Below are 26,483 nucleotides of genomic sequence, written 5' to 3'. Positions count from 1 at the left end.
GCCTAAACCACGCCCGGACCCCTTCGGAGATCGCGCGCATGCCCGTCGAGAGCTGTTTATCGCCGGACGACACCCAAGTTTTCGCCGCCCATGCCACCGCCCACATCGACGCGACCCTCGATCGCCTGGGCGAAGCCGAGCGTGCCGCGTTCTGGGCGTCCGTGCGCAAGTGCTACAACACGCCCTACAACGATCCGAAGCCGCGCCCGTTGCCGGCCACGGCCCTGATCGCGCAGGCCCTGATCGCCCAAGCCCCGATCGCCCAAGCCCCGGCGGAGGCACCCGAGCGCCTGACGCCGGGACGCGACGTGCCGGATCGCGAAATCCCGGATCTCGGACTCCCGCGCGAACTCCCGGATCTCGCCATGCCCGTCGCGGCGATGCGCGGGCCGGGCCTCGGCACCGAGGCCCACGTGTCCTGAGTCCCGGCAGTTCGCGTCATTGGCCGGCGCCTTCCGGGCTCCCGCTCCGCCGCCGCATTTCCGGACGATGGGCAGGCCCTCCCGGCCGCCTCGTCCCACAAGGTTTCCCCATGCTCCTCGACGTCCGGCGCTGCCTCATCCTCGGAATTGCGACGGTCCTCCTGTGCGGACCGGCGGATCGGATCGGTGCCGGATCGCTCCTCGGCACCGGCCTCGCCCGGGCGCAGGAGGCGGCGCCCGAGGAGGCCGAGAGCCCGCGCAAGCGCCGGCGCACGCGCGAGCCGAGGGGCGCGGCCAAAGCCGTCACGGCACCGGGGATGCAGCAGGCGACGCCCGTGGCGATCTTCGGCGACTGGAACGTCTTCGCCAGCGGCCAGGGCAAGACCCGGGTCTGCTACGCCATCGCCCAGCCGACGACGCGCTCGCCCAAGACCCTGAAGCGCGACACCGCCTACCTGTTCGTCACCGTGCGCAAGGCTGAGAACATCCAGAACGAGGTCGCGGTGATGCTGGGCTTCCCGGCGAAGCCCGCCGGCAGTCAATCCGGGGCAGCGGCGAAGCCCAACGCGGCCGCCACGGACCCGGCCATCCACCTCGGGGCCACCCGCTACGGCCTCGTCACCAAGGACAACAACGCCTGGCTCCAGAACCAGGCCGAGGAGGCCCGCGTCGTCACCGAGATGGGCCGCACGGCCAAGCTCCAGGTCAAGACGACCTCCCTGCGCGGCAACCCGACCAGCGACGAATACGCCCTGGCGGGTTTCGTCGAGGCGATGAAGCGCACCCGCGACGAGTGCAAGTAGCGCGTGCAAGTCGCGCGCAGGCGAGCGCAGCGCCCCGGGTGAGGGGCGCTGCGCTTCATGGGGCGGAGCTCACGGGATATCAGACCGCGCGCAGGTGTCCCGCGCCGGTTGGACGGCCCCGGGACGGGGCGCCGGACCGGGCCCGGAACCGCTCGCGCGCGGCGCGGGCCGCCTGCTCGACGCTGGCGAAGACGGTCCCGTCGAGGCGGTCGAAATCCCGCTGCGACGAGAAGAACCGCACCCCGCCGCGCTCCGGCACGGCGATCCCGGCCGTGACCTCGCCGATCTCGATGATCCGCGTCGGGGCCGCTTCGACCGTATGATCGGCGTAGATCGGATCGGCGTGGAGCCGGTTGCGGGCCCGGGCGGTCTGGAGATCGAGGAAGGGCGGGGCCGCGTGGCGCTGGTTCAGGGCACGGGCGGTGGTGTCGGCGTGGTGATGCGACATGGGAGCGGACTTTCCTGAGGCCGGCGTCGGGCCGGGCGTGGACGGGCTGGATGCATTTCGAAGATCAGCATCGACAGCCGTCGCAGGCGTTCAGGATTGGTCGGATCGGGAGGGTCTTCAGCACGGCAAGTCATCCTCATCGAGCAAGGACCACGAAGCGCGGGCGCGTCGCGGTGCTTTAGCGTTTGGTGACGCGGCGCAAGCTACACACTTCAAATCACCGCGGTGCGACAGCGGTGAAAGCCGCCGCCGAACACTCTGAAGATGCTGCGCGGGGGCCGGTTCGTCAACGGATCGATCTTTCGAAGGTATGGCCCGACGTGGCAGGAACCGCTCTCCGCCGTGGCCGCCGCGATGGTTTCCTCCGGCCGGCCGGTCAGGCCGATGCGACGAGGGCCGCGAAGCTGGAAAAGTCGTCGAACACCCGCGCGGCGCCGGCGGCGACGAGGTCCGCGCCGCTGCGGTCATGGGTCCAGTGGCCGCCGCCGGTGAAACCGAGGACCCGCATTCCCGCCGCCCGCGCCGCCTGCACGCCCGGCACGCTGTCCTCGACGACGAGGCAGGCCCGCGGGTCCGCCCCCATGGCGGCGGCGGCGTGGAGGAACAGGTCCGGCGCCGGCTTGCCGCGCGCCACCATCGTCGAGGAATAGACCCGCTCCGCGAACAGGGGCAGTAGCCCCGTCAGCCCGAGGGTGTGGGCCAGGCGAACCGGATCGCTGCTGGAGGCGACGCAGTGCGGCAGCGCCAGCCCTGCGACGGCCCGCGCCACGCCCGGCATCGCCGTGAGGCCGGCGTCGAAGGCCCGCAGGGTGTCGGCCTTCACCGCCGCGACGAAATCGTCCGGTACGGTGACGGGATAGTCGCGCGCGATATGCGCCATGATCGAGGTCATGGAGGTGCCGGCGAAGCGCACCCGCACGGTCTCGACGTCGATGGGCACGCCGATGCGGTTGAGGCCGGCCGTGAGGCGGGCGAGGCTGATCGGTTCGCTGTCGACGAGCACGCCGTCGCAATCGAAGATCACCAGGGCGAGGGGGGCGTGGGCATCGCCGACGGGTCGCGGCGCCGTGGCGGTCGATGTCTGGTCGGTCAAGTTTCGATCCCGGAAGAGGCGCGCCGGTTTCGCACGGTCGGCGGCGGGCCGGCAACGGCTGGTACGGGTCGGCTTGCACGGATCTGCGCCCACCCCTACTCAGGCACGGGCCGGCGCGATGCCGGCGGGTGTGACCGGGTGCGATGCTTCGTTTCCTCAGCCGCTTTCTCGGCCTCGTCTTCCTCGCGGGCGGCTTCGTCGGCTTCGTCTATGACGGCGCCCGCTCCATCGCCAACAACGGCGTGCGGATGACGAGTCTGAGCGACCTCCTGTTCACCCTGTTCAAGGATCGGGCCAGCGCCCTGCAGGGCACCGTCGAGGGCGTCGCGCCGTGGCTCTGGCAGATCCTGGTCCTGCCCCTCACCCTGGCCCCGGCCGCCCTCCTCGGCCTCGGCCTCGGGGCGATCCTGCTCTGGCTCGGCCAGCCCGGCCGCGAGCCCATCGGCTTCCTCAGCCGTCCGTGAGGCAGGAGCCGTCCGCGAGGCCGGAACTGTCCGCCCGAGGGAGGTGCCGACGCGCACGTGGCGCGTAGGCGACCGTTTGCGCGGCGTGTTGCGGGCCTTATGATCCTGACTGTCCGCGCGCGCGCCGATGCCACGCATCATGTCCGCCGCGCCACGGGGTTTCAGCATGTCTCGTTTTCTCGTTGCCGCCCTCGCCCTGCCGCTCTTGGTGGGGGCCGCCCTGGCGCAGGCTCCCGCCGCGCCGGGGGGCCGTACCGTGACGAGCACCGGCGTCACCAAGCCGCCGGGTCGGGCCGGCGCGCCGTACACCCGTGCCAACACCGAGGCGGACATGGCCAAGGCCCAGCGGGCGGCTGCGACTCGTGACAAGGCCTGGGACTCGAAGATGCGCACCACCATGGGCTCCATCTGCAAGGGCTGCTGAGGCGAATGGCTGCCGAGTCGGCCCCGGCGGAATGATTCGCTTCGCGGGCGTTTCGAAGCGGTTTCCCGGTGCGCCGCGTCCGGCCGTCGAGGCCATCGACCTCGCGATACGGGAGGGCGAGACCTGCGCCCTCATCGGCCCCTCGGGCTGCGGCAAGTCCACCACCCTGCGCATGGTCAACCGGCTGGTGGATCCGGATGCCGGCACGATCCACCTCGCGGACGCGGACGTGGCCCGGATCGATCCGATCCACCTGCGCCGCCGCATCGGCTACGTGCTCCAGGGCGTCGGCCTGTTCCCCCACCGGAGTGTCGCCCGCAACATCGCCACCGTGCCCGAACTGCTGGGTTGGCCCAAAGCCCGCATCTCAGATCGGGTCGACGCGATGCTCGACCTCGTCGGCCTCGACCCGGCGGAGTACCGGGAGCGCCGGCCCGACGCCCTCTCGGGCGGGCAGCGCCAGCGCGTCGGCGTCGCCCGGGCGCTCGCGGCCGATCCGCCGGTGCTGCTCATGGACGAGCCGTTCGGGGCCGTCGATCCCGTGGCGCGCGCCCGCCTCCAAGTCGAGATCGGCGCCATCCTGAAGCGCCTGGGCAAGACCGTGATCCTCGTGACCCACGACCTCGACGAGGCGGTCCGCATGGGCGACCGCATCGTCCTCATGCGGGCCGGCCGCATCGTCCAGGCCGACACGCCCGATCACCTGCTGGCGCGGCCGGCCGACGCGTTCGTGGCGGATTTCATCGGTCCCGACCGGGCCCTGCGGCGTCTGGCCGGGCTCACCGTCGGCGCCCTGGCCGAGCCCGGATCAACCGGGGGCGCGCCGGCCATCGCCCACGACGCGTCCGTGCGCGATGCCCTCGCGCTCATGCTCGCGACGGGCACCGAGCATCTCACCGTGACCGGGCCGGACGGGCCGTCCGGCCTCAGCCTCGCGGCGATCCGCACGGCCTCGGCGCCCGCCTGAGGGGCGGGCGCCGGTCGCTCATTGGCCGGGCGTCAGCTTGAGGATCTTGCCGCCCGGGCCGTCGGTGACGGCGTAGACCGCGCCGTCGGGGCCGACCTTCACGTCGCGGATGCGGGCCTCCAGGGGAATGCGCTCCTCGGTGACGACCTTGTCGCCGTCGAGCTTGACCGCGACGAGACCCTGGCTGACCAGACCGCCGATGAGGAAGGCGTCCTTCCAGGCCGGGAACTTGTCGCCGGTGTAGAGCGCCATGCCGGAGGGGCCGATCACCGGATCCCAATAATAAACCGGCTGCGCGGTGCCGGCTGCCTGGGTCTTGCCCTCGCCGATCTTCTCGCCCGAATACTCGATGCCGTAGGTCACCTCCGGCCAGCCGTAATTCACGCCCGGACGCGGACGGTTCAACTCGTCGCCGCCGCGCGGGCCGTGCTCCACGGTCCAGAGGCGGCCCTGCGGGTCGAGGGCGGCCGACTGGACGTTGCGGTGGCCATAGGACCAGATCTCGGGCTTGGCCTTCTCGCCGCCCGTGAACGGGTTGTCCTTGGCGGCGTTGCCGTCGGTGTCGATGCGGAACACCTTGCCGAGGCCGCTGGTGAGGTCCTGAGCCTGGACGCGGGGGCCCTTGTCGGAGCGTTCGCCCACGGTGACGAACAGCTTGCCGTCCGGCGCGAAGACGAGGCGCGAGCCGAAATGCTTGTCGCCGTCGTAGGTCGGCATCTGCCGGAAGATCACCTTGACCTCGTCGAGGCGGGCCGCGCCCTTGTCCTCGATGAGCTTGGCGCGGGCGACCGTGGTGCCGTTGCCCTTTTCGCGGGGCTCGGCGTAGCTGAAGTAGATCAGCCGGTCGGCGACGAAGCTCGGGCTGAGCGCCACGTCGAGGAGGCCGCCCTGGCCCCGTGCATCGACCTTCGGCACGCCGGGGATCGGCGCGCCCGGGGTGCCGTCCTTGGCCACGATCCGCATGGTCCCGGCCTTCTCGGTGACCAGCATGCGGCCGTCGGGCAGGAACTCCAGCGCCCACGGGCTGTCGAGGCCCTTGGCCACGGTCTCGGTCTTGACCTTGGTGGCCTCGGCGGGCTTGGGCGCCCGGGTCTGGTTGGGCAGGAGCGGCTTGTAGGTCGTGTTGGGCGCTTCCGTCTCGGCGGGCGTCGTGCCGGCGGCGTCGGAGGTGGGCGCGCTGAAGGCCTCGCCCTCGACCCGCGGCTGCCGGGGCGCGGCGGCGCCCGCCTCCTGCGCGATGGCGCCTGCGGGGAGGCCGGCGAGGGCGAGGGTGGCGAGCAGGGTCTGGGAGATGCGCTTCACGTCGGATTGTCCTCCATGGCGGCGAGGTGCCGTGTCAGATTTTCGCCGTATCGGGTCGGCGTGTCGGGTCGTGTCTTTTACCGTAACCGGCGCCCCGGCGCGCGAGGCAGCCGAAAGCGCCCCGGCCGGTCGCTGAGGCCCATGCGGGTCAGGGGGAGATGGGGCGAGCGCGGGCGTTTGGCGAGGCCCGGTCTCCGTCGGCAACCGATGTTCGGGGCAGCCGGAGACCCTGCGTGCCGCCGCCACGGTGGACAAGGGTCGCCACGGTGGACAAGGCATGAGGCGGACGGTGTCCTGCCCCGCGGGGGCCGCGGACCGCCTTGACCGTCCGGCCCCGCGTCGCCAAGTCTCACGATGAGGCGCCGCCCGTAAGCGGCGCACCCCGCCCAGGGCCGTCCGGCCCGGACGGACCGCGCTCCGGCGCGAACGTGAAAGGGACCAAGATGGCGACGGTGAAAGTGACCGACGCGAGTTTCGAGCAGGACGTCCTCAAGTCCGTCGAGCCCGTCGTAGTGGATTTCTGGGCCGAGTGGTGCGGTCCCTGCCGGCAGATCGGCCCGGCGCTCGAGGAGATCGCCACCGATCTCCAGGGGCGGGTGAAGATCGCCAAGGTCAATGTCGACGAGAACCCCGGCATCGCCGCGCAGTACGGCATCCGCTCGATTCCGACGCTGCTGATCTTCAAGAACGGCGAACTCGCCAGCCAGAAGGTCGGCGCGGCCCCCAAGGGTGACCTCTCGCGCTGGATTCAGGCGAGCGCCTGAACCGACCGACCGCTTCCGACGAACAGAAGGCCCGGTGCTCGCGCACCGGGCCTTTTTTAGAGCATTTTCCGCCGAAGTGGTTGCCGGTTCGGCGTAAGAAAATGCGATACACAACAAAGGGATAAAGTGTTTTCTGCGATCCAAGGATCACAGAAAACGCTCTAGGCCGCAATGATCCTGCATCGGGGCGGCGGGAGCCGGAAACGAAGGAAGCCCGGCCTTTCGGCCGGGCTTCCCAAGTTCCGTGATTCGGAAGGTTCCGAGACCCGGAAGGAGTTTGGCCTAGTACGAGCCGAACTTGTAGTTCAGGCCGGCGCGGATGACGGCGAACTCGGTGTCGCGGCCACGGGTGCCGCCGGTGGCGGTGGCGTAGGGGGTGCCGGTACGGAACTGCAGGCCGGTGCTGTTGGACACGGCGAACACGTTGCTGGCGGCAGTGCGATCGAGGTTCACGTACAGACCTTCGACCTTCAGCGTCACGGCGGACGAGCGGAAGAAGTTCAGGAACGAGTCGGTCGGGAGAGCGTACTCGATACCACCGCCGGCGGCGTAGCCGGTGCGGAAGTTGTCGTTGCCGCGGAAGCCGCCGAACGAACGCTCAGCGCTGCCGGCGCCGTAGGCGAAGCCGCCGGTGCCGTAGAACAGGACGCGGTCGAAGGCGTAACCGATACGGCCGCGCACGGTGCCGAAGTAGTCGAGGCTGGAGATGCCGTTCGGGTTGACGAACGTCAGGTCCGGGTTCGGGGTGCCGACGAAACCGGCGACGCGGTTGCGGTCACGACCGAAGTCGACGTACTGGGCGTCGGCCTCGACACCGACCACGAAGCCGGAGCCCGGGGTGAACTGGTAGTTGTAGCCGATCTGGCCACCGCCCGTGAAGCCTTCCTGCGAACGGCTGTTGTTGTAGATCACAGCGCCGTTGCCGCCGACGAGGCCGGGAGCGCGGAAGATGCCGGAAGCACCCGTGGCGACGACGGCCGGCGTGGCGACGTCGTTACCGGCGTCGAAGCCGTAACCGGCGTTGAAACCGGCGTAGAAACCGGTCCAGGTGAACACCGGCACCGGCACGAAGACCGGCGGCGCGGCGCGGCGCGGAAGGTCGGCGGCCGTGGCGGCAGCCGTGAGAGCCGTGAAGGCGGCGAAAGACGTCAGAAGCTTTTTCATTATTGATCCCCAGCGAGTTGCCCGATCGAAGGAGAAACTAACCGACTTTCTACGGCCAAGATGTAGCGTGGGTGCCACACCGGCCGGAGCGATGCAGGGCCGGCGCCTGCGAGGATTGCGGCGCTGTCATGTCGGGGGCGTGCCGTTGGCGGTCAGCACAGCGCCCGCGAGGTAGAGCGAGCCGCAGATGAGGATGCGCGGCGGCCGGTCGAACACCGTGGCGCACAGGCCCTCCAGCGCCGCCTCGATGCCGGAGGCCACGTGGGCGTCGAGGCCGACCTCGACGGCGATCTGCGCCACCTCGTCGGCGGGGCGCGCCGCCATCTGGCCGGCGATGGGCACCGCGACGAGGGTCCGGGCGAGGCCGACGAAGTTGCGCAGGAAACCCTCCGCGTCCTTGGTGCCGAGGAGCCCGACCACGAGGACGAGGGGCACGTCGCTGCGCTCGCCGAGATCCGCCATGGCGGCGGCGAGGATGCGGCCGCCATCGACGTTGTGGCCGCCGTCGAGCCAGAGTTCGGCGCCCGCCGGCACGAGTTCGGACAGGCGCCCGCGGTTGAGCCGCTGCAGGCGTCCGGGCCAATCGACGGTGTCGAGGCCCCGCTCGATGGCGGCGATCCCGATATCGCCGAACCCCGCCGCCCGCAGGGCCGCGATGGCGGTGCCGGCGTTGGTGAGCTGGTGGCGCCCGTTGAGACGGGGGCGGGGCAGGTCGAACAGATCGACCTCGTCCTGGAACACCAGGCGCCCGCGCTCGGCATGGACGGAGAAGTCCTGGTTGCCGACCCGGATCGGATCCGCCCCGATGGCATCGGCCAGCCGGCACAGGACCGAATCGGCCTCCACGTAGTCCTGGGCGGCGATCACCGCCGGGCAGCCGGCCTTGAAGATTCCGGCCTTCTCCGTGGCCACCGCCTCGACGGTGTCGCCGAGATACTCGGCATGGTCGCGCCCGATGGGAGTGACCACGGCGCAGGCCACCCGGTCGATGACGTTGGTGGCGTCCACCCGCCCGCCGAGGCCCACCTCCAGCAGGAGCACGTCGGCGGGCGTCTCGGAGAACAGCAGGAAGGCGGCGGCCGTGGTGATCTCGAACACCGTGATCGGCTCGCCGGCATTCGCCGCCTCGCAGCGGGCCAGGGCATCGGCGAGCTGATCCTCGGGCACGTAATGCCCGCCGCCCACCGCGCCGATGCGGATGCGCTCGTGAAAGCGCACGAGGTGAGGCGAGGTGTAGACGTGGGCGGCCAGGCCCCCGGCCTCGAGAATCGCGCGCATGAACGCGATGGTCGAGCCCTTGCCGTTGGTGCCGGCGACATGGATCACCGGCGGCAGCTTGCGCTCCGGGTGGCCGAGACGTTCGAGCAAGCGCTGGATGCGACCGAGCGACAGGTCGATCGTGCGCGGATGCAGGGCGAGGAAGCGCGCCATCAGCGCGTCGGAGGAATCCATGGGCGGGGTCGCGTCGGGGGGCTCAGGCCGGCTCGGCCACGGGGGCCGGCCGGGGCGGGGTGGGGGCGTCCTGCTTCATGAGCAGGCCGCACAGGCGCGCGATGGTCTCCTTCAGGGCGTGCCGGTGCACGACCTGGTCGATCATCCCGTGCGCGAAAAGGTATTCCGAGCGCTGGAAGCCGTCGGGGAGCTTTTCGCGGATCGTCTGCTCGATGACGCGCGGGCCGGCAAAGCAGATCAGCGCGCCGGGCTCGGCGAGATGCACGTCGCCCAGCATGGCGTAGGAGGCGGTGACGCCGCCCGTGGTCGGGTTCGTCAGCACCACGATGTAGGGCAGCTTCGCCGCCCGGAGCCGGCGGATCGCCACGGTGGTGCGCGGCATCTGCATGAGGGAGAGGATGCCCTCCTGCATGCGCGCGCCGCCCGACGCCGAGAACAAGATGTAGGGGGTGCGCTTGTCGAGTGCCGTCTCGGCGCCGCGCACGAAGGCCTCGCCCGCCGCCATGCCGAGCGACCCGGCCATGAAGGCGAAGTCCTGGGCCGCGAGAGTCATGGGCAGGCCGCCGACCCGGCCGAAGCCGATCTTGAAGGCGTCGGGCATGCCGGTCTTGGCGCGCGCGTCCTTGAGGCGGTCGGCGTAGCGCTTCTCGTCGCGGAACTTGAGGGGGTCGGCGGCGACTTCCGGGAGCGGCACGTCGATCCAGGTGCCCTCGTCGAACATCATCTTGAGGCGCGCCTGGGCGCTCATCTTGAGATGGTGCTCCGAGCCGGGGATGACCCAGTGGTTGCCCTCCACTTCCTTGTGGAAGACCATCTGCCCGGTATCGGGGCACTTGACCCAGAGGTTCTCCGGCGTCTCGCGCTTGAACAGGGTCTTGATCTTGGGGCGCACGACCTCCGAGATCCAGTTCATCGGCTCAACCATCATCGTGATGCCGTCCTTGTTCGCGAAATTCCGGTGTCAGGCCTTGGCCGCCCGGCGCACGCCCGCGGCGAGATCGCGCACCAGGGCGCTCACCGCCTCCACGGTCCCGGCCTGGGCGCGGTCCTCGCCGTCGAGGCTGCCCCGGAGGGCGTCGATGAGGGCGGACCCCACGACGACCCCGTCGGCCCCCCGCGCGATGGCGGCCGCGTCCGCCCCCGTGCGCACCCCGAAGCCGACGACGACGGGCAGGCTGGTGTGGCGCCGGATGCGGCCGACGGCGTCGGCCACCTTGCCGAAATCCGGGGTCGCCGTTCCGGTGATGCCGGTGATCGACACATAGTAGACGAAGCCGGCCGTGTTCGCGAGGACGGCGGGCAGGCGCTTCTCGTCCGTGGTCGGGGTGGCGAGGCGGATGAAGGCGAGGCCCTTGGCCAGCGCCGGCAGGCACAGCTCGTCGTCCTCTTCCGGCGGCAGGTCGACGACGATGAGGCCGTCGATCCCGGCCGCCACGGCGTCGTCGAGGAAGCGTTCGACGCCGTAGGTGTGGATCGGGTTGAAGTACCCCATCAGGATCACGGGCGTGCCGGCATTGCGTTCGCGGAAGCGGCGGACGAGGTCCAGGGTCCTGGCGACGCCCTGGCCGCCCTTCAGGGCCCGCAGGCCGGCGGCCTGGATCGCCGGGCCGTCGGCCATGGGATCGGTGAACGGCAAACCGAACTCGACGATGTCGGCGCCCGCCTCCGGCAGGGCTTCCAGGACCTTCAGCGAGGTCTCGGGATCGGGATCGCCCGCCATCACGTAGGTGACGAGGGCCGCGCGCCCTTCCGCCCGGCAGCGGGCGAAGGTCGCCGCGATGCGGGTCTGGGCGGTGCCGTTGGCAGAGCTCGGTTCGGTCATGGACGCTTGCGCTCTCGCGGCCGGCCCCGGGGCGCGGGACGGTCGGGCTTTCGGATGGAGCCGTCGCGCCTACACCATCGCGACCGGCCCGTGAAGCGCGGTCCGTCCGCGCCGGGTCCGGGGACTGGCTCAAGACATCCTTAAGCGCCTTTCGAAAGCCGGCGTTCAACCCCGACTGGCATCCTCCGCCCGATGTCGCGGACGGGCCCGTCCGGTCGCGCCGGGGAGAGACGCATGACCCTCCAGGCCCTCGCGCCGATCTTCGCCGTCCTGGCCGCCGCCCTCGCCCTCATCATCCTCCTGCGCCGGCGCGCCATGCCGGTCGTGGAGCCCGCCGAGGTCGAGCACCTCCATGACCGCATCCGGCGCATCACCGAAAGCGAGGAGCGCTACCGCGCCCTGGTGGAGGCGACCACCGAAATCATCGTCCAGCGCGACGCCCTCGGGCGGATCACCTTCGCCAATGCGGGGTTCGGGCGGCTCGTCGGCGCCGAGCCCTTCACCCTCGTCGGCTCCACCGTGGACGTCGCGTGCCGGGAGCGCGGCGGCGTCGAGGAAGGCCAGGACGGGGTGCGGCGGGTCGAGATGCGCCTGTCCCCCGTGGAGGGACCGCCGCGCTGGTTCTCCTTCATCGAGATGCCCGTCTCCGGCCCCGATGGCGGGACCCAGTGGCTGCGCGCCGGCACCGACATCACCGGTCGCATCGAGGCGGCGCGGTCCCTCGATGAGGCCCTGACCCGGGCCGAGGCGGCCAACGTCGCCAAATCCCGCTTCCTCGCCACCGTCAGCCACGAGTTCCGCACGCCGCTCAACGGCATCCTCGGCATGGCCGACCTCGTCCTCGACACCGGCCTCGATCCGGAGCAGCGCACCTATGTCGAGGCGGTGCGGACCTCCGGCAAGGCGCTGCTGTCGCTCATCGACGGCATCCTGGATTTCTCACGGATCGAATCCGGCCGCCTCGATCTGTCCGCCGCGCCGTTCGATCTCGCGGCCCTGGCCGAGGGGGTGGTCGAGCTCCTGGCGCCACGCGCCCAGGACAAGGGCATCGAGATCGCCCTCGACATCGCCGACGACCTGCCTCCCCGGGTGATCGGTGACGCCGACCGGGTGCGCCAGATCCTCGTCAACCTCGCGGGCAACGCCGTGAAGTTCACCGCGACGGGGGGCGTCGGACTCGAGATCGCCCGCGACGGCGACGGGGTCGCGCTCACGGTGTGCGACACGGGGCCGGGCATCCCGCAGGACCGCATTCCGATCCTCTTCGAGGAATTCGAGCAGGGCGACGGCAGCGCGAGCCGGCCCCACGAGGGCACCGGCCTCGGTCTCGCCATCACGCGCCGCCTCGTCGCCCGCATGGGCGGGCGGATCGAGGCGGAGTCGACGGTGGGCCGCGGCAGCCGCTTCACCGCCATCCTTCCCCTGGCGCAGGTACCCCGGGACTCCGTCCCCTCGGCCTCCGCCGGGACGGCGCCGTCCATGGCCGGACACACGGTGCTGATCGTGGCCGATTCGCCGTTCCAGGCCCCGTTCCTCGCCCGCCGGTTGTCATCCGCCGGCGCCTCGGCCGTGGTGGTGGCCACCGAAGCGGCGGCCCTGGCGGCGCTGTCCGGGACGCCGTTCGACGCGGTCATCGCCGATCGGTCCCTGGGCGACGCCGCCGTGCGGGCGCTCGCCCGGGCGGCCAAGGCCCGGGGCGTACGCTGCAGCCTCGTCCTGCTCTCGCCCTTCGACCGGCGCGGGTTCGGCTCCCCCGGGGCGGCGGGTTTCGACGGCTACCTCATCAAGCCCGTGCGCGCCCGCTCCCTGTTCGACCGGCTCCTGGCGCCGGCGCTCCCCGGCGCGGCGCCCACCGGCCCGGGCATCGCCGCCCCGATCCCGCCGGCCTGCGTCCCCCGGGCCGGCATCCGCGTCCTCCTGGCGGAGGACAACCCCATCAACGCGCTCCTCGCCACCCGGGCCCTGGAGCGCCTCGGCGCCACCGTGTTCCCGGCTCGGGACGGGTTGGCGGCCCTGGCGCTGTTCGCCGAGGGCGGGGCCTTCGACCTCGCCCTCATCGACATCCGCATGCCCGGCCTCGACGGCCTCGAGACCGCCCGGCGCATCCGCGCCCTGGAGGCGGGGCAGGGCGGTCCGCCGCTCCACCTCGTGGCCCTCACCGCCAATGCCGGCCGCGACGACGAACGGGCCGCCCGCGCGGCGGGGTTCGACGGCTTCTTGGCCAAACCCCTCAACCTCCGCGCCCTGCCGGCCCTCTTGGAGCGCCGGTCGGCGGCGTGAGTCCGCGGCGGAGCGTGGCGCCGCACGATCGTCGGTCGCGGGATCGCCGCCCGTAGGTCGAGGGTCGAGGGCTCGGCGTTCTCCGCAGAAGGAGAGATTGTTGGCCTGACGCACGACACCCCCGTCGGGGACGCCAGCGGGTGTCTCAGCGCGTGATCCGCGTCGACGCCAGGGCGGCCTCGAACAGCTTCTGCATCGCCGTGTTGATGTCGCCGCCGGTGGAGACGGGGAAGAACAGTCCGTCGCTGGCGCATTGCCTGAGATTCTCGGGGATATTGGCGGCCACGGGCGCCACGTACTCCTTGTAGAAGTCGTTGTTCGGCAGGGGCAGGTAGGTGGTGTAGATCACGCCGATCCGGATGTTGCGGTTCTTCATCGACGTGCACAGGGCCGGATCGATCGCCCCAAGGAAGCGATCGGTCCACCAGGTCTTCTTGTCGTAGGGACCCATCACCTTGCCGTCTGTCACGGCGTCCTGCACCCCGTCGGTCACGAAGAACAGGAATCGGATCGGTGCGTCGGCGGTGACGCCGCTGCCGCTGTTGGGGATCTTGCCGGCGATCTGCGGCAGGGCGCGGATGTAGGACGTCTGGGTATCCCGGTCGTCCGGATAGGAATACGCCAGATCGATCTTGCCCGCGCTGGTCCTGACGGTGGAGAGCGTCGTCGTCAGGGGGGCGACTTCCGTGAAGATGTCGCTGAAGGTGTAGATCGCCATCCGGTACTGGTTGGGGAATTTTGTCTTCTGGACCGCCGTGTCGACCAGTGACTGAGTCGCCTCGCGCAGATTGTCGATCCGGAGTTTGATGTTGTTCTTCTTCGCGAGATAGTAATTATCGTCCGTATCGTCGACGGTCTTGCCGTTGACCACCTTGGTCTCGTGGCAGGCGAAGGCGCAATTCTTGCGGCGATCGCTGGTCTGTTTGGCCGTCAGCTTCGTCAGGTTGTCGATGTCGGCCTGGGTTGCGCCGAGGCCCATGGACGGCGAGTTGTCGAGGAGCAGGTAGAAATCCGTGTACTGCGAAATGGTTCGCTCGCCTCCCGACCGCCCGGCGATGGGCATGGCGGCGACCTGCATCATGGAACTGAGCGTCGTCTTCACGGTGGCGCCGTAGGTCGCGGTCACCCCGAGCTGGCCCGTGGCGTTGACCGGCACCGGTACCATGACGAACGACGTGATGGTCACGCCGGAGAGCTTCGACGCCTCCGTGCGGAACTGTGTCTCGGCGTTGGCGATCGACGCCGCGGAGATCGTGTTCGTCTTCTCCGCCATGAGCGCGAGGACCGCCGCGTCGAGGCTGGCGTCCAGCTGCACCTTGGCGGCGTTGCGCCGGCCGTAATCGACGGCGGCACCCGAGGCGAACAGGATCGGCACCGCCATCAGGATAAAGAGGATGGCCACCTGGCCTTCGCGCGCGCGGAGAAATCGGCCGCGCGCGCGCAGAAACCGGAAGCCCATGCGCGCCACGGGTTTCGCGTGGGCTTCCGATACCCCCTCGACCGGGGCGGCGGGCGGCATCGGGTCTAGAAGGTCGGACATTTGGCACCGTTGGGCATCACCACTTCTCCGGTGTCGAGACGCTGGGCCCAGGGCACCTGCCGCGCGAAGACGATTCCCGCCGCGCCGAAGATCGACCGATACAGACTCGCCCCCAGGACCGGCGTGTAGGCGAGGCTGACCTCGACCAGCACGTAGCGAGCGCCGTCGTAGCGGAAGGTCGCGGGCGTCGCCGGAAGGGTGCCGGTGCCGTTGAGGGTGAGGGGGGCCCGCTTCGTCGCGTTGCGGGCATAGCTCGAGCAGACGCCGCCCATGAGCGTGCCGGAGACCTGCTCGACGCCCATGGCGTTGATGATGGTCTGCACGTCGGTCGTGCCGTAGGGGCGCATGATCACCCCGGCGGCGTCGAGGATGCCGGAGATGCGGGCCTCGTCGCTGCTCGCGCGGCCGGCCAGATCGGCGATGGTCCGCGCGTAGATCGTCACCTTTCGGCTCGTATCAATGGCGCGCACCAACTCGGTCACGCCGAAGAAGATCAGCAGGAGAAGCGGGACCACCAGGGCGAACTCGACCGCCGCGACACCGCGGACGTCGCACCGGAGGCGAGCGGCACCGGCTCGCATCATCACGAGCAAGTCGCGCTGGAGTTGAACGGCTCCACCTGAAACACCGTCGCCGCCTGGAGCACGCGACGCCCGTTCGGCAGGAACGTTCCCGCGATGCCCAGGGCCGGGACGAACACGGGGATGTCCACGGCCGCCTGAGCGATGATCACCGCGTTGGCGCGTCCACAGGTGTAGGTCGCGAAGCTCGGGTTCCAGCCCAGGGCCCCCGTGTTGTCCGCCACGACGGCATCGACCGGGGCCGCCCCTCCGAACGTCGCCGCCTCGGTGATGCTGACGCGCACGTTGGCGCAATTGAAGATCGTGATCGGAGGCTGTCCGATGGGGTTGCACAGGGCGCTGCGAAACCGATCGAGCAGGGCGGTCTTGTCGGTCGTTCCGACATTGGCGACCTGGAACTGCCCCGTGTAGATCTGCCGACCGGCGTCGGTGACGGCCTGTTGCAGGATCTCCTGGCTGAAATACGTGAGTCCGGCCTCGAGGGAGGCGCTCGCGATCAGCAGGAACGGCAGTGCCAGAAGTGCGAATTCCACCACGGTCGCACCGCTCCGGTCCTGCCCGAATCGACGCTTGCCCCGGGCGGTGCGGCCGGCTCCGGTCCCGTTGCCAGTGATGGAAGAAATCATCTCATGAACTCAAGACGGTGAGCGGCTCCGGGTCCTCGTGTTGTCGCGCGCGCTCGCCGAACCGGCATCCGCTTCGGCGAGTGGGCGTTCTGGATTCCCGGTGTTGCGGTCGGCTCGATCATGCGGAGCGAGACGTTAAGATTTTCCGTTGCGCGTCTCCGAAACGCCGGGACCCGGCCGGAGACCGTTGGAGAAGCGGGGTCGAGCATCCCGAGGGCGGCGACACGCGCGTTGACAGGTCCGGGCCGGCGCGCGAACACGGGCGCCATGGCCGCTTCCCCGCCCCTCGACGCCCCGCCGCCGGACGCCGCGTCCGCCCGCACCGACCGCCGCGTCCTCGGCGGGATTCTCGCCCTCGTCCTCGCCACCGTGCTGATCGGAACCCTGGCACCCTCCGCGCACCGGCCCGCCGCCGTGACGCCTGGTGCCGACCTCACCTGCGCCGAGTGGGGCGACGGCTGCCGGGTCTGCCAGCGCCGGGAGGAGGGCGCCGCCTGTTCCCTGCCGGGCATCGCCTGCGTGGCCGGCGAGACCCGGTGCCTGCGCCGCAGCGGCGGCTGACCCGGGCGCCGTGTCCGCGTCGACCTTTCGGTTCGCCCCGAGTCCCAACGGCCGCCTGCACCTCGGCCACGCCTATTCCGCCCTGCTCAACGACCGCCTCGCCCGCGCCGCGGGCGGGCGCCTCCTGCTGCGCATCGAGGACATCGATCCCGGCCGTTCGCGCCCGGACCTCGTCGACGCCGTCCTGGCCGACCTCGCCTGGCTCGGCCTGCGCTTCGCGGCGCCGATGCACCAGTCCGCCCGCATGGCCGCCTACCGGGCAACGCTCGACAGCCTCGCTGCCCGGGATCTGGTCTATCCGTGCTTCTGCTCGCGCTCCGAGGTCGCTGCTGCGGCGCGGCGTGCCGCCGGCGACGGGCCGGTTCTGCGCGATCCCGACGGCGCCCCGCTCTATCCGGGCCCCTGCCGTCACCTGTCGGCCGACGCCGTCGCGGCGCGGCTCGCCCGGGGCGAGCCCCATACCTGGCGCCTCGCCATGGACCGCGCGCTTGCGGCGCCCCCCGGACCGCTCGGCTTCTCCACCTTCGACCCGGAGGGGGCGACGGGGTTCGTTGCCGCCGATCCGGCCCGCTGGGGCGACACCGTCATCGCCCGGCGCGACGTGCCCGCGAGCTACCATCTCGCCGTGGTGACGGACGACGCCGCGCAGGGCATCACCCACGTGGTGCGCGGCGCCGACCTCCTGGCCGCCACCGACCTGCACGTCCTGCTCCAGGCGCTCCTGGGCCTGACGCACCCGCGCTACCACCACCACGCCCTCCTGCTCGACGCCACGGGCGCGAAGCTCGCGAAATCCCGCGGCTCGCGCAGCCTCGCCGATCTCCGGGCGGAGGGCGTCGCCGCCGCGGCGGTCCGCGCCCGGCTCGGGTTCGGCTGAGCCCCCTTGTGTCGCGCCCCGGTTTGCGCCTCTGATCGCGAAAAATCCGTCCGGGAGAGGCCCGTGTCCGACCGCTTCAACGCCGCCGCCCATTGCCTGTCCGAAAACGCCCACCTGCGGCCGGACAAGGCCGCCCTCGTCATGGCCGGCCCGGACGGGGCCGCCGCGATCCTCACCTATGCCGAGGCCGACCGGGCCGTGCGCGCCCTCGCGGCCGGCCTCCTCGGCCTCGGCCTGGAACCCGGCGCGCGGGTGATGGTCCGCCTCGGCCACGAGGCGGATTACGTCCTGACCTATTTCGCGGCGCTGGCCGCCGGCCTTGTCGCCCTGCCGGCCTCGCCCCAGCTCACCCCCGCCGAGGCCGCCTTCCTGGCGCGTGATTCCGGGGCCGCCGCCATCGTCGCCGGCACGGACGTGGTGCTCGATCCCGAGAGCGCGGCCCGCCGCCTCGTCCTGCGCCCGGCCGACATCGCCGCCCTGAAGGCCGGGGACCCGTTGCCGGCCTACGCCGACACGGCTGCCGAGGATCCTGCGATCCTGGTCTACACGTCGGGCACCACGAGCCGCCCCAAGGGCGTGCTCCACGCCCACCGGTCCGTGCGCGGCCGCCGGCCCATGTACACCCACTGGCTCGGCCTCACGGACACGGACGTGATGCTGCATGCCGGCACCCTGAACTGGACCTACACGCTGGGCGTCGGCGTCACCGACCCGTGGGCCTGCGGCGCCACCGCCGTGCTCTACGACGGCCCGCGCGATCCGGTCCTTTGGCCCGCCCTCATCGCCCGCCACGGCGCCACGATCTTCGCCGCCGTGCCGAGCCTCTACCGCCAGATCCTCAAGTACGGCGATCTCGCCGCCCACGACCTCACGCGGCTCCGCCACGGGGTGACGGCCGGCGAGGCCCTGCCGGCCGAGCTCCTCGCCGCCTGGGAAGCGGCCACGGGAAAACCCCTCTACGAGGCGCTCGGCATGAGCGAGATCTCGACCTACGTTTCTAGCGGGCCGACGATCCCCGTGCGCCCCGGCTCGCCCGGCCGGCCCCAGCCCGGGCGCCGCGTCGCCATCCTGCCGACGGAAGGCCTGCCCGAGCCGCTGCCGCCGGGCGAGACCGGTCTTCTCGCCGTGCACCGCTCCGAGCCCGGCCTGATGCTCGGCTACTGGAACCGGCCCGACGAGGACGCGGCGGTCACCCGGGGCGAGTGGTTCACCGGCGGCGACCTCGCCAGCCTCGATGCCGACGGATACCTCCGGTTCCACGGCCGCAACGACGACCTCATGAACGCGCTGGGCTACCGGGTCTCGCCGGGCGAGGTCGAGGCGGTGCTCGCCCGCCATCCCGATGTCGCCGAGGTCGGGGTGGCCGAACTCGCCGTCCGGGCCGATCTCTCGGTCATCGGCGCGTTCGTGGTGGCCAAGGCGGGAACGGACCCGGCGGCCGAGGCCCTCCTGGCCTTCTGCGCCCAGCACTTGGCCGCCTACAAGTGCCCGCGCGAGATCCGCTTCTTGGAGGCCCTGCCGCGCACGCCCAACGGCAAGGTCCAGCGCCGCCGCCTCGGGCAGGCGCCGCTGGCTCGGGCAGGCGTGACGGTTGTGGCGGGGGAGGGCGCCCGATAGAGCGAGGGCCCAGATCAGGAATTCCCGCCCCGATGGCCGCCCCGCGATGACATCCCCCGCGACGACCTGCCTCCCGCTCTCCGTCTTCATCATCGCCCGGAACGAGGCCGACCGCATCGGCGCGACGATCCGGGCGGTGCGCGACCTGACGGACGACCTCGTGGTGGTGGATTCCGGCTCGACCGATGGCACGCAGGCGCTCGCCGAGTCGCTGGGGGCCCGGGTGATCCACAACGACTGGCCGGGCTACGGCCCGCAGAAGCGCTTCGCGGAAGAGCAGTGCCGCCACGTCTGGCTCCTCAACGTCGATGCCGACGAGGTGGTGCCCGCGGACCTGGCGGCCGCCATCCGCGCCGCCTTCGCCCGGGGCGAGCCGGCCCGTCCCGCCTACCGCATCGCCATCGCGGAAATCTTTCCCGGTGAGGGCCGCCCGCATCCCTGGGCCTACCGCCTGACGCCCGTGCGGCTCTACCGCAAGGATCGCGGCCGCTACTCCCCGTCCCCCGTCCACGACCGGGTCGACCTCGCCCCCGGCGCCGGCATCGGCACCTTGCGGGGCGTGATCCACCACTTCTCCGTGCGCTCGCTCGGCGACCAGCTCGACAAGCTCAACCGCTATTCCGACCAGCAGGCCGACGACCTCGCCGCCCGCGGCGTCGCGATCCCGACCTGGCGCCTCTTCGTCGAGCTGCCGGGCAACTTCCTCAAGGCCTATCTCGGCCGCCGCCACTTCGTGCGCGGCACCTACGGCTTCCTCACGGCCATGAACTACGCCATCTCCCGCCACCTGCGCGTGGCCAAGCACTACGAGCGCCGCCGCGCGGATTCTCGCGCCAACTCCGAATCCCGGCTTGACCGCCCCGACGCGAAATTCTAGATCGACGGCCTGCGGAGACGTGGCCGAGCGGCTGAAGGCACTCGTTTGCTAAATGAGCATACCCCGAAAGGGGTATCGAGGGTTCGAATCCCTCCGTCTCCGCCAGATACCTGTTCGCCACCGTTCGCAGCAGTCCTATAACCCCCTTAAATTGCACGACTTTCTGCCTGGTGCCGTTCGCGCCGGGCCGCTGGCGTTCGCCCAAATTCGCGTTTACGATGTGGGTAGCATCGTGGGTGAGTCAGTGCAGGGAAAGCTTACGGCCATTGGCGTCGCACGCCTGAAGACGCCCGGCATGTACGGCGACGGCGGTGGCCTATGGCTGCAGGTTACCGGCAAGGGCGCCAAGAGCTGGATCTTCCGGTTCACCCTGCGCGGAAAATCGCGAGAGATGGGCCTGGGCTCGGCTGGCACGTTCACCCTTGCTGAGGCACGCGATAGGGCGCTGGCCTGCCGCAAGCTCTGCGCCGACGGGCTTGACCCAATCGAGGCCAAGCGGGCGCAGCAGGACGAGGCCCGCCTTGAGGCGGCACGGGCCATGACCTTCGAGCAGTGCGCCGCGGCCTACATCGAGGCTCACAAGGCCGGCTGGCGCAACGCCAAGCATGCCGCCCAATGGACGGCGACCCTCACCACCTACGCCTATCCCGCCTTCGGCGGCCTGCCCGTGGCGGCGGTGGACACCGGCTTCGTGATGCAGGCCGTGCAGCCGGTCTGGACGACGAAGCCGGAGACCGCGACGCGCGTCCGCGGCCGGATCGAATCCATCCTCGATTGGGCCACGACCCACGGCTACCGGCGCGGTGAGAACCCGGCCAGGTGGAAGGGGCACCTCTCCAACCTCCTGCCGAAGCGCTCTCGGGTGCAGAAGGTCGAGCACCACGCCGCGCTGCCGTACTCCAAGGTGGGCACGTTCCTGGCTGACCTGCGGGCCCGCGAGGCCATGGCCGCCCGCGCCCTAGAGTTCGCCATCCTCACGGCCGCCCGCACCGGCGAGGTGATCGGAGCCCGCTGGTCCGAGTTGAACCTTGAGGCCGCGGAGTGGACCGTTCCGGCCGAGCGGATGAAAGCTGGCGCCGAACACCGGGTGCCGCTGTCAGCGCCCGTCCTGGCGATCCTGAAGGGTTTGAGCGAAGCCGGTCGCGGCGAGTTCGTGTTCCCCGGCGGCCGGCACGGCAAGTCGCTTTCCAACATGGGCATGCTGATGATGCTGCGCCGGATGGGCCGTGAGGACCTGACCGTGCATGGCTTCCGCTCGACTTTTCGCGACTGGGCTTCCGAGACGACGCACTTCCCCTCCGAGGTGGTCGAGATGGCCCTGGCGCATGCCATCGAAAGCAAGGTCGAGGCTGCCTACCGGCGCGGCGATCTGTTCGCAAAGCGGCGAGCGCTGATGGATTCCTGGGCGGCCTTCACTGAATTGGATCCGGCCTCAACGTGACTGCTGATCCTGCCATTGGGTTCACGAGCGCGAGGGATCGTGTTGCGCGTCGGCTGCAGCAGCTTGGCGAAGATCTGCGAACCTTTTCAATCGAATCCGGCACTGTGAACGCTGAGGTGCAGATTTCATTGGCCATGGACGACATCGACAATGGGTGGCGTCAAATTTTGGCATCTGCGGAAGGAATCGCCGGTACCGATGCTGCCGTGGCTCTTGAGCTTCTGCTGGGATTGGAGCGCATTATCGATGGCGCGTTCCTCAGCGGCACGCTTTTGACGCGAGACGAGACCGTCGCTCGTCGGTTCGAGCCCAAAGCTCCCATGCTTGCTCGGGCTGCACGTGCTCAAAAAAATGAATCTCGCTTCGATAAGCAGGTCCAGATCATCAAACAGGAAATCAAGGCTGCAGGAGTTCAACGGGGGAATCTATCCCCGGACGGATTGGCGGCGTGGATCCTCGAGCCGGTTAACAAACGGCTGAGGGAAGAGGATCTTGTGCCTGTATCGAAAACGACGATCTGGCGTCGAATCCGGGACTTCAATCTATAAGACTGAAGCGATCTCGCTTCATATCAATAGACTGAAGTGATTGATATCTAGACGCTTCTCAAATGTAGGCCCATCTTTATCCCGAGCCGCTGGAACGCCAGCGGACAAAACTGGATATCGCCATGCACACGCACAGTGTTCAGGCGCCGCAGGGAGACCTGCGCGCGCCAACGGAGAAGCTTGCCTACACCATCGTCGAGGCACAGTACGCCACCGGGCTAGGTCGCACGACGATCTATTCCCTGGTCGCGGAGAAGAAGCTTCGCACGATCAAGGTGGGGAGTCGCACCCTGATCCCGGCCGACAGCCTCCGCGGGTACCTGGCCTCGCTCGAGCAGGAGGCCGCGTGACGCATGGCCGAAAATAAAAGAACCCCCGGCGCGGGCACGCCGAGGGCTCTGGAAACTGTCTGCTTGGCCGCTGACAACTCCAGAGATATCGCACCCACTTCATTCCTTCAAGCATCCCGCCTCACGCGGCGGTTCAATCTTTCGCCGTCGCTCGCCGCCCAGGTGGCCGAGCTGGCCTTCGCGGTCTCCGATACTTGGGGGACCCGCGCATGAGCAATCAACGCACCGTCGCTACCGTTCGCAAAAACAACTCCGAGGAGATCCGCGTCAGCGTCGTCACGGGCGACGGGTTCACCCTGGTGGACTTGCGGGTGTTCGCGGCCCCGAAAACCTCCCACGGCGAGCCCTACCCGACCACGAACGGCATTCGTCTCGCCAAGTCCACGCTGCCGGCTCTGATCCAAGCCCTGCAGGCCGCCGAGCGGGAGGTGTCCCCGTGACGGCACCCTTGCCGGCTTCGACCCCGACCCCGCCGACGGCCATCGACTCCGAACGGGCGTTGCTCGGCGCGATCCTCGTGAACAACGATGCCCTGGACCGTGCCCGCGACCACGTGCAGGCCCAGGATTTCGTAGACGAGCTACACCGCGCGATCTTCGAGGCAATGTGCATGCGCCGTGACAGCGGCGAAGCCATCGACTTCCACCTCATGACGGCGGTCCTCGGCAATGCGGATCTCGGCGGCATGACCGTGGGTACCTACCTCGGCAAGCTCGCTGGAAGCGCCACCACAGTGAGTGGGGCGCCCAGCTACGCCCGGCTCATCGCCCAGGCCGCCCGCATGCGGAAGGTGCTGGAAACCGCGCAGGCCGCCGTCGGCGCCATGACAGCCGGGTCCGTCCACAACCCGGCTGAGTTTGCAGCCTGGATGATTGAAGCCCTGGACGGGGTGGCCAGTGCCGGCCTGAGCGAGAGCGCCAAGCGCGTCACGCTGGGCCAGGGCGTAGCGAGCGTGATGACCCGGGTGGATCAGGCTCGCCAGGGCAAGGGCACAGTCGGGGTGACGTACGGGGTGCCGAGGCTCGATATCGCGACCCTGGGCATGCGGCCGGGGCAGTTCATCGTGCTCGCGGGCCGGCCCGCCATGGGCAAGACCACCGTCGCCATCCACATCGCCTTGTCGGCCGCACGGCGCAGCGGCGCCGTCGGGTTGATGTCGCTCGAGATGGGCGCCGAGGAGCTGTCCGAACGCGTCCTGGCGGCCACGGCCTATTCCCCCCGCGATCCGGACCCGATCACCTATCGCGCCATCGCCGAGGCCCGTGGGCTATCGAATGAGGCAACGGCCCGCCTGCACGAGGCGAAGTACGCCTGCGCCGACACGCCCCTCTGGATCGAACAGCAGCCCGGGCTGACCCTGTCGCAGATCGCGGCCCGCACCCGGCAGATGAAGCTGAAGGCCGAGCGTCAGGGCATTCCCTTCGCCGCGCTCATCATCGACCACATCGGCCTGATCCGGCCGTCCAAGCGCTACTCCGGTAACCGCGTCCAGGAGGTGACCGAGATCAGCAGCGGCCTGAAAGGGCTGGCGAAGGAGCTCGGCATCCCCGTGGTGGGCCTGTGCCAGCTCAACCGCGAGGTGGAGAAGCGCCCGGACAAGCGGCCGTTGCTATCGGACCTCCGGGATAGCGGGTCGATCGAACAGGACGCCGATGTCGTCCTCGGGCTGTTCCGGGAGAGCTACTACCTTGAGCACAAGGTCGGGCGGACGGATGAGGAGGATATCCGCCTCCTTGGGTGCCAGAACGAGCTCGAGATTGAGATCCTGAAGCAGCGCTCGGGTCCCACGATTCGGATCACCTGCTTCTGCGATGTCGCCTGCAACGTGTTGGCGGAGGCTGTGCGATGAGCACCCTCCCGACCATGCCAGTCGGCGTCGACCGGCACATCGCCGACACCGCCCACATGACGAACGAGGAAGCCGGCGCCTATTTCCGCCTGCAGATTTTCGCTTGGCGCTCGCCCGGTTGCTGCCTGCCGGACGATGACGCTCGGTTCGCCCGCATGCTCGGCACCACCCTGAAGCGGTGGGCCAGCTTGAAGCCGATCGTGCTGGCCAATTGGGCCCTCGAAAATGGTAATTGGAGCAACGAACAAGTCGCTCGCGATCATCAATTCGTAAGCGAAAAAGTCGAGAGAAAACGCGTCGCTGGGAGGATGGGCGGACGGCCTAAGCCATTGGAATTACAGGATCCGGTTGGGGCATTAGGTTCTGTAATTGAGAAGGAAAACGAAAGCGAAACGAAAGCAGCTAAAGCTAAAGCTAAAGAATCCCCTATATTCCCCATCGGGGACGAGGATCCTGAAGGCTTCGCCGAGTTCAAAAGCGCCTACCCGAAACGCAACGTTGCCTTCCCGACGACGTACGCCCGGAAGCGTTGGCTCGAGGCTCGACGACGTGGGGCCACGCCGGCCGAGATCGTCGCTGGCGCCAAGGCCTACGCCGCCGAGCAGGAGCGCATCGGCAAGGCCGGCACCGAGTTCGTGAAGACCGCCGACACCTGGCTGTATCAGCGACGCTGGCGGGACTATGCCCCGAAGGTCGACGAGGCCGCCCCCGTGGCCGAGATCTCGGCCGAGGTCTGGCGCGATCGAGTTCGCGCCTGGAAATCCCGTGGTGGCCACTGGCCCTGGCAGCAACGCACTGAGCCGCCCGACGACCCGCGGACGAAGGTCCCGCCCAGCATCTTGGCCGAGTTCGGGATCCGGCACCTCGACGCACGGGCCACGCCCGAATTGCTCGCGGGGACAGGCTGATGGTCACCGGTCTCGAAACCTTCGCCAAGGTCCGCGCCCTTCACGACCGTACGGATAGCCCGGGTGAGAAGGCAGCCGCGATGCTGAAGATGCAGACTCTTGCCCGGAAGGCAGGGATGAGCGTCGAGCAGGCCGTGTCCACTTTGGACGCGCCGCCCCCGAAACCGTCCAACTTCTTCGAGGACCTGTTCAACACCCCGGAATTTCGCGCCGAGCGCGCCAAACGTGAGCGTCAGCGCGCAGCTAAGCGTCGCGATCTTCTAATGGAGTACGGGTCGGAAGACGCCGTCTGGGCCGATACGGACCGCGAGGCTGCGCTTCGTCGGGCTTGCGAACCGCTGTTGGGCCCAGGTCAGACGTGGAACACGATCTATCGGCTGGATGGGTGGCATGGATACGACGCTCGATCCCAGATGCCGGAGAGCGTCCGCCGGGCGGTCACCGAGGCATGGCCCCTTCCGACGACGACAGCAGCAGCCTGGGCCGAGTACGAGGCCGCGGAGAAGCTCGACACCGACCGTTGCGCCTTCTGTCCGGACTACTCGGCTCATTCGTGGGCCGAGGCACGCCGATACATCCTCGAGGATCTTTGTCAGACCCTGCCGGCGCAGTCGCTCAACGACATCCGCGCCCGGTTTTCTTGGATGGAGCACGTCGCGAAGCTCGACATGGCTCGTTCGTGGAAGGAGCAGGAGCCGGTCCTGACCACCCTACGCGCCGACATCGAACGCATGGCCGCTCGCATCCGGGACGATGCTGCACCTGTCCAATTTGGACAGGACCGCACGAGCAAATCAGCCCGCTCCCCCGATCCGGGGACCGCATCAACACCTGTCCAATCTGGACACTTCCGGCGCACCAACGCCGACAAGCGTCGCGACGTGCTGGCCCTGCTCAATGCCGGAAATCTCGGCACTGCCCCCCTCGCAGATCGCGAGATCGCCCGCCGAGCCGGCGTGTCTCCTCAGACCGTGGGCAACATCAGAAGGCGCGGTCATGACTGAGGCCGAACGTCAAATCCTAGAGAATGCCCGGTCCGCTTGCTTGGCCAGCGCTGATGCGATCGCAGCCATCCTGGCTGGGGCCAGCGCCGCTCCCATCCCCACGGCCCCGAAAGATGCCTTCGTGCCCCTGAAGACCGCTGCGGCGGCCTGGGGCGTGGGCGAGGACGCTGCCCGCAAGAGGGTGAAGCGGCTGAAGGTAGAGGCGTCCGCCATGGTCACGAAGCGCAATGGCGGGCGCTGGTGGGTGCATCGGGAAGCACTACTGTGAGCCGGTGGAGGTTAATACTTTCCCCCACCCG

The 26,483-nt window shown here is 69.7% G+C and carries 29 protein-coding genes and 1 tRNA gene; 20 read left to right on the top strand and 10 right to left on the bottom strand.

Annotated features, from left to right (window positions below):
- The first annotated feature begins 38 nt into the window (after nucleotides 1-38).
- Nucleotides 39-422, top strand: coding sequence for a hypothetical protein (locus tag MKK49_RS15830; RefSeq protein WP_244030070.1), 384 nt, complete (start codon nucleotides 39-41; stop codon nucleotides 420-422).
- Nucleotides 423-532: 110 nt separating this feature from the next.
- Nucleotides 533-1,225 carry an invasion associated locus b family protein gene (locus MKK49_RS15825; RefSeq protein ID WP_244030068.1) on the top strand — a complete coding sequence of 231 codons (693 nt, stop codon included), beginning with the start codon at nucleotides 533-535 and terminating at the stop codon, nucleotides 1,223-1,225.
- A gap of 79 nt (nucleotides 1,226-1,304) precedes the next feature.
- Here MKK49_RS15825 and MKK49_RS15820 read toward each other — a convergent pair whose 3' ends face one another.
- The gene (locus tag MKK49_RS15820; protein ID WP_244030202.1) at nucleotides 1,305-1,559 is read right to left on the bottom strand and encodes a hypothetical protein; all 255 of its coding nucleotides are present in this window, start codon (nucleotides 1,557-1,559) and stop codon (nucleotides 1,305-1,307) included.
- A 490-nt stretch (nucleotides 1,560-2,049) separates the two neighbouring features.
- Nucleotides 2,050-2,766: an HAD family hydrolase gene (locus tag MKK49_RS15815; RefSeq protein WP_409565084.1), complete on the bottom strand. Its 717-nt coding sequence runs from the start codon at nucleotides 2,764-2,766 to the stop codon at nucleotides 2,050-2,052.
- A 143-nt stretch (nucleotides 2,767-2,909) separates the two neighbouring features.
- Between MKK49_RS15815 and MKK49_RS15810 the strand changes: the two genes are divergently transcribed.
- From MKK49_RS15810 to MKK49_RS15800, 3 genes are all read left to right on the top strand, one after another.
- The gene (locus MKK49_RS15810) at nucleotides 2,910-3,230 is read left to right on the top strand and encodes a PetM family of cytochrome b6f complex subunit 7 (RefSeq protein WP_244030065.1); all 321 of its coding nucleotides are present in this window, start codon (nucleotides 2,910-2,912) and stop codon (nucleotides 3,228-3,230) included.
- 166 nt (nucleotides 3,231-3,396) lie between these two features.
- Nucleotides 3,397-3,654, top strand: coding sequence for a hypothetical protein (locus MKK49_RS15805; protein WP_244030063.1), 258 nt, complete (start codon nucleotides 3,397-3,399; stop codon nucleotides 3,652-3,654).
- Between the two features lie 31 nt (nucleotides 3,655-3,685).
- A complete protein-coding gene (locus MKK49_RS15800; protein ID WP_244030061.1) occupies nucleotides 3,686-4,621 on the top strand; it encodes an ABC transporter ATP-binding protein in 936 nt (311 codons plus the stop codon).
- 18 nt (nucleotides 4,622-4,639) lie between these two features.
- Here the strand turns inward: MKK49_RS15800 and MKK49_RS15795 are convergent, their stop codons facing one another.
- Entirely contained in the window at nucleotides 4,640-5,923 is a 1,284-nt protein-coding gene (locus MKK49_RS15795) for a PQQ-dependent sugar dehydrogenase (RefSeq protein WP_244030059.1), read from the bottom strand.
- Between the two features lie 443 nt (nucleotides 5,924-6,366).
- Here MKK49_RS15795 and trxA point away from each other — a divergent pair, with 443 nt between their 5' ends.
- Complete coding sequence (gene trxA / locus MKK49_RS15790) at nucleotides 6,367-6,687, top strand: thioredoxin (RefSeq protein WP_056088302.1); 321 nt, start codon at nucleotides 6,367-6,369, stop codon at nucleotides 6,685-6,687.
- 282 nt (nucleotides 6,688-6,969) lie between these two features.
- Here the strand turns inward: trxA and MKK49_RS15785 are convergent, their stop codons facing one another.
- From MKK49_RS15785 to trpA, 4 genes are all read right to left on the bottom strand, one after another.
- Nucleotides 6,970-7,851 carry an outer membrane protein gene (locus MKK49_RS15785; protein WP_244030057.1) on the bottom strand — a complete coding sequence of 294 codons (882 nt, stop codon included), beginning with the start codon at nucleotides 7,849-7,851 and terminating at the stop codon, nucleotides 6,970-6,972.
- A gap of 126 nt (nucleotides 7,852-7,977) precedes the next feature.
- On the bottom strand, nucleotides 7,978-9,303 hold the full coding sequence (locus MKK49_RS15780) for a bifunctional folylpolyglutamate synthase/dihydrofolate synthase (RefSeq protein ID WP_244030055.1): 1,326 nt from the start codon (nucleotides 9,301-9,303) through the stop codon (nucleotides 7,978-7,980).
- 22 nt (nucleotides 9,304-9,325) lie between these two features.
- On the bottom strand, nucleotides 9,326-10,231 hold the full coding sequence (accD, locus tag MKK49_RS15775; protein WP_244030052.1) for an acetyl-CoA carboxylase, carboxyltransferase subunit beta: 906 nt from the start codon (nucleotides 10,229-10,231) through the stop codon (nucleotides 9,326-9,328).
- A gap of 33 nt (nucleotides 10,232-10,264) precedes the next feature.
- A complete protein-coding gene (trpA, locus tag MKK49_RS15770; RefSeq protein WP_244030050.1) occupies nucleotides 10,265-11,125 on the bottom strand; it encodes a tryptophan synthase subunit alpha in 861 nt (286 codons plus the stop codon).
- A 234-nt stretch (nucleotides 11,126-11,359) separates the two neighbouring features.
- On the opposite strand from trpA, the gene MKK49_RS15765 reads away from it, so the two are divergent.
- Nucleotides 11,360-13,405 carry an ATP-binding protein gene (locus MKK49_RS15765; protein ID WP_244030048.1) on the top strand — a complete coding sequence of 682 codons (2,046 nt, stop codon included), beginning with the start codon at nucleotides 11,360-11,362 and terminating at the stop codon, nucleotides 13,403-13,405.
- Nucleotides 13,406-13,550: 145 nt separating this feature from the next.
- Here MKK49_RS15765 and MKK49_RS15760 read toward each other — a convergent pair whose 3' ends face one another.
- The 3 genes from MKK49_RS15760 to MKK49_RS15750 all read right to left on the bottom strand — a co-directional run bounded on the left by MKK49_RS15760 (nucleotide 13,551) and on the right by MKK49_RS15750 (nucleotide 16,152).
- A complete protein-coding gene (locus MKK49_RS15760) occupies nucleotides 13,551-14,807 on the bottom strand; it encodes a TadE/TadG family type IV pilus assembly protein (RefSeq protein WP_244030046.1) in 1,257 nt (418 codons plus the stop codon).
- Nucleotides 14,808-14,929: 122 nt separating this feature from the next.
- Entirely contained in the window at nucleotides 14,930-15,529 is a 600-nt protein-coding gene (locus MKK49_RS15755; protein ID WP_244030044.1) for a TadE/TadG family type IV pilus assembly protein, read from the bottom strand.
- Entirely contained in the window at nucleotides 15,529-16,152 is a 624-nt protein-coding gene (locus tag MKK49_RS15750; RefSeq protein WP_244030042.1) for a TadE/TadG family type IV pilus assembly protein, read from the bottom strand. Before MKK49_RS15750 ends, MKK49_RS15755 begins: the two co-directional genes overlap by 1 nt.
- 267 nt (nucleotides 16,153-16,419) lie before the next feature.
- On the opposite strand from MKK49_RS15750, the gene MKK49_RS15745 reads away from it, so the two are divergent.
- The 13 genes from MKK49_RS15745 (at nucleotide 16,420) to MKK49_RS15685 (ending at nucleotide 26,452) form a co-directional block, all read left to right on the top strand.
- Nucleotides 16,420-16,713, top strand: coding sequence for a hypothetical protein (locus MKK49_RS15745; RefSeq protein WP_244030040.1), 294 nt, complete (start codon nucleotides 16,420-16,422; stop codon nucleotides 16,711-16,713).
- Between the two features lie 10 nt (nucleotides 16,714-16,723).
- Entirely contained in the window at nucleotides 16,724-17,590 is an 867-nt protein-coding gene (gene gluQRS, locus MKK49_RS15740; protein WP_244030038.1) for a tRNA glutamyl-Q(34) synthetase GluQRS, read from the top strand.
- Between the two features lie 63 nt (nucleotides 17,591-17,653).
- A complete protein-coding gene (locus MKK49_RS15735; protein WP_244030035.1) occupies nucleotides 17,654-19,207 on the top strand; it encodes an acyl-CoA synthetase in 1,554 nt (517 codons plus the stop codon).
- Between the two features lie 46 nt (nucleotides 19,208-19,253).
- A complete protein-coding gene (locus MKK49_RS15730; protein ID WP_244030033.1) occupies nucleotides 19,254-20,084 on the top strand; it encodes a glycosyltransferase family 2 protein in 831 nt (276 codons plus the stop codon).
- A gap of 13 nt (nucleotides 20,085-20,097) precedes the next feature.
- Nucleotides 20,098-20,189, top strand: a tRNA-Ser gene (locus MKK49_RS15725).
- Between the two features lie 160 nt (nucleotides 20,190-20,349).
- On the top strand, nucleotides 20,350-21,525 hold the full coding sequence (locus MKK49_RS15720; protein ID WP_409565088.1) for a tyrosine-type recombinase/integrase: 1,176 nt from the start codon (nucleotides 20,350-20,352) through the stop codon (nucleotides 21,523-21,525).
- Nucleotides 21,522-22,073: a hypothetical protein gene (locus MKK49_RS15715; RefSeq protein WP_244030030.1), complete on the top strand. Its 552-nt coding sequence runs from the start codon at nucleotides 21,522-21,524 to the stop codon at nucleotides 22,071-22,073. The genes MKK49_RS15720 and MKK49_RS15715 overlap by 4 nt, the downstream gene beginning before the upstream one ends.
- 122 nt (nucleotides 22,074-22,195) lie before the next feature.
- Entirely contained in the window at nucleotides 22,196-22,423 is a 228-nt protein-coding gene (locus tag MKK49_RS15710; protein ID WP_244030028.1) for a helix-turn-helix domain-containing protein, read from the top strand.
- Between the two features lie 209 nt (nucleotides 22,424-22,632).
- A complete protein-coding gene (locus MKK49_RS15705; RefSeq protein WP_244030026.1) occupies nucleotides 22,633-22,863 on the top strand; it encodes a PC4/YdbC family ssDNA-binding protein in 231 nt (76 codons plus the stop codon).
- Complete coding sequence (locus MKK49_RS15700) at nucleotides 22,860-24,272, top strand: replicative DNA helicase (RefSeq protein ID WP_313899171.1); 1,413 nt, start codon at nucleotides 22,860-22,862, stop codon at nucleotides 24,270-24,272. The genes MKK49_RS15705 and MKK49_RS15700 overlap by 4 nt, the downstream gene beginning before the upstream one ends.
- Nucleotides 24,269-25,180 carry a DUF1376 domain-containing protein gene (locus MKK49_RS15695; RefSeq protein ID WP_244030022.1) on the top strand — a complete coding sequence of 304 codons (912 nt, stop codon included), beginning with the start codon at nucleotides 24,269-24,271 and terminating at the stop codon, nucleotides 25,178-25,180. Before MKK49_RS15700 ends, MKK49_RS15695 begins: the two co-directional genes overlap by 4 nt.
- Nucleotides 25,180-26,184, top strand: a complete 1,005-nt coding sequence (locus MKK49_RS15690; protein ID WP_244030020.1) for a hypothetical protein — start codon at nucleotides 25,180-25,182, stop codon at nucleotides 26,182-26,184. The genes MKK49_RS15695 and MKK49_RS15690 overlap by 1 nt, the downstream gene beginning before the upstream one ends.
- Nucleotides 26,177-26,452: a hypothetical protein gene (locus MKK49_RS15685; protein ID WP_244030018.1), complete on the top strand. Its 276-nt coding sequence runs from the start codon at nucleotides 26,177-26,179 to the stop codon at nucleotides 26,450-26,452. Before MKK49_RS15690 ends, MKK49_RS15685 begins: the two co-directional genes overlap by 8 nt.
- Nucleotides 26,453-26,483 lie beyond the last annotated feature (31 nt).

The organism is Methylobacterium sp. J-090 (assembly GCF_022829345.1).
Classification (GTDB): Bacteria; Pseudomonadota; Alphaproteobacteria; order Rhizobiales; family Beijerinckiaceae; genus Methylobacterium.
Note: the sequence above shows the minus strand (reverse complement) of the source record. Positions and strands in the feature narration are given on the sequence as shown.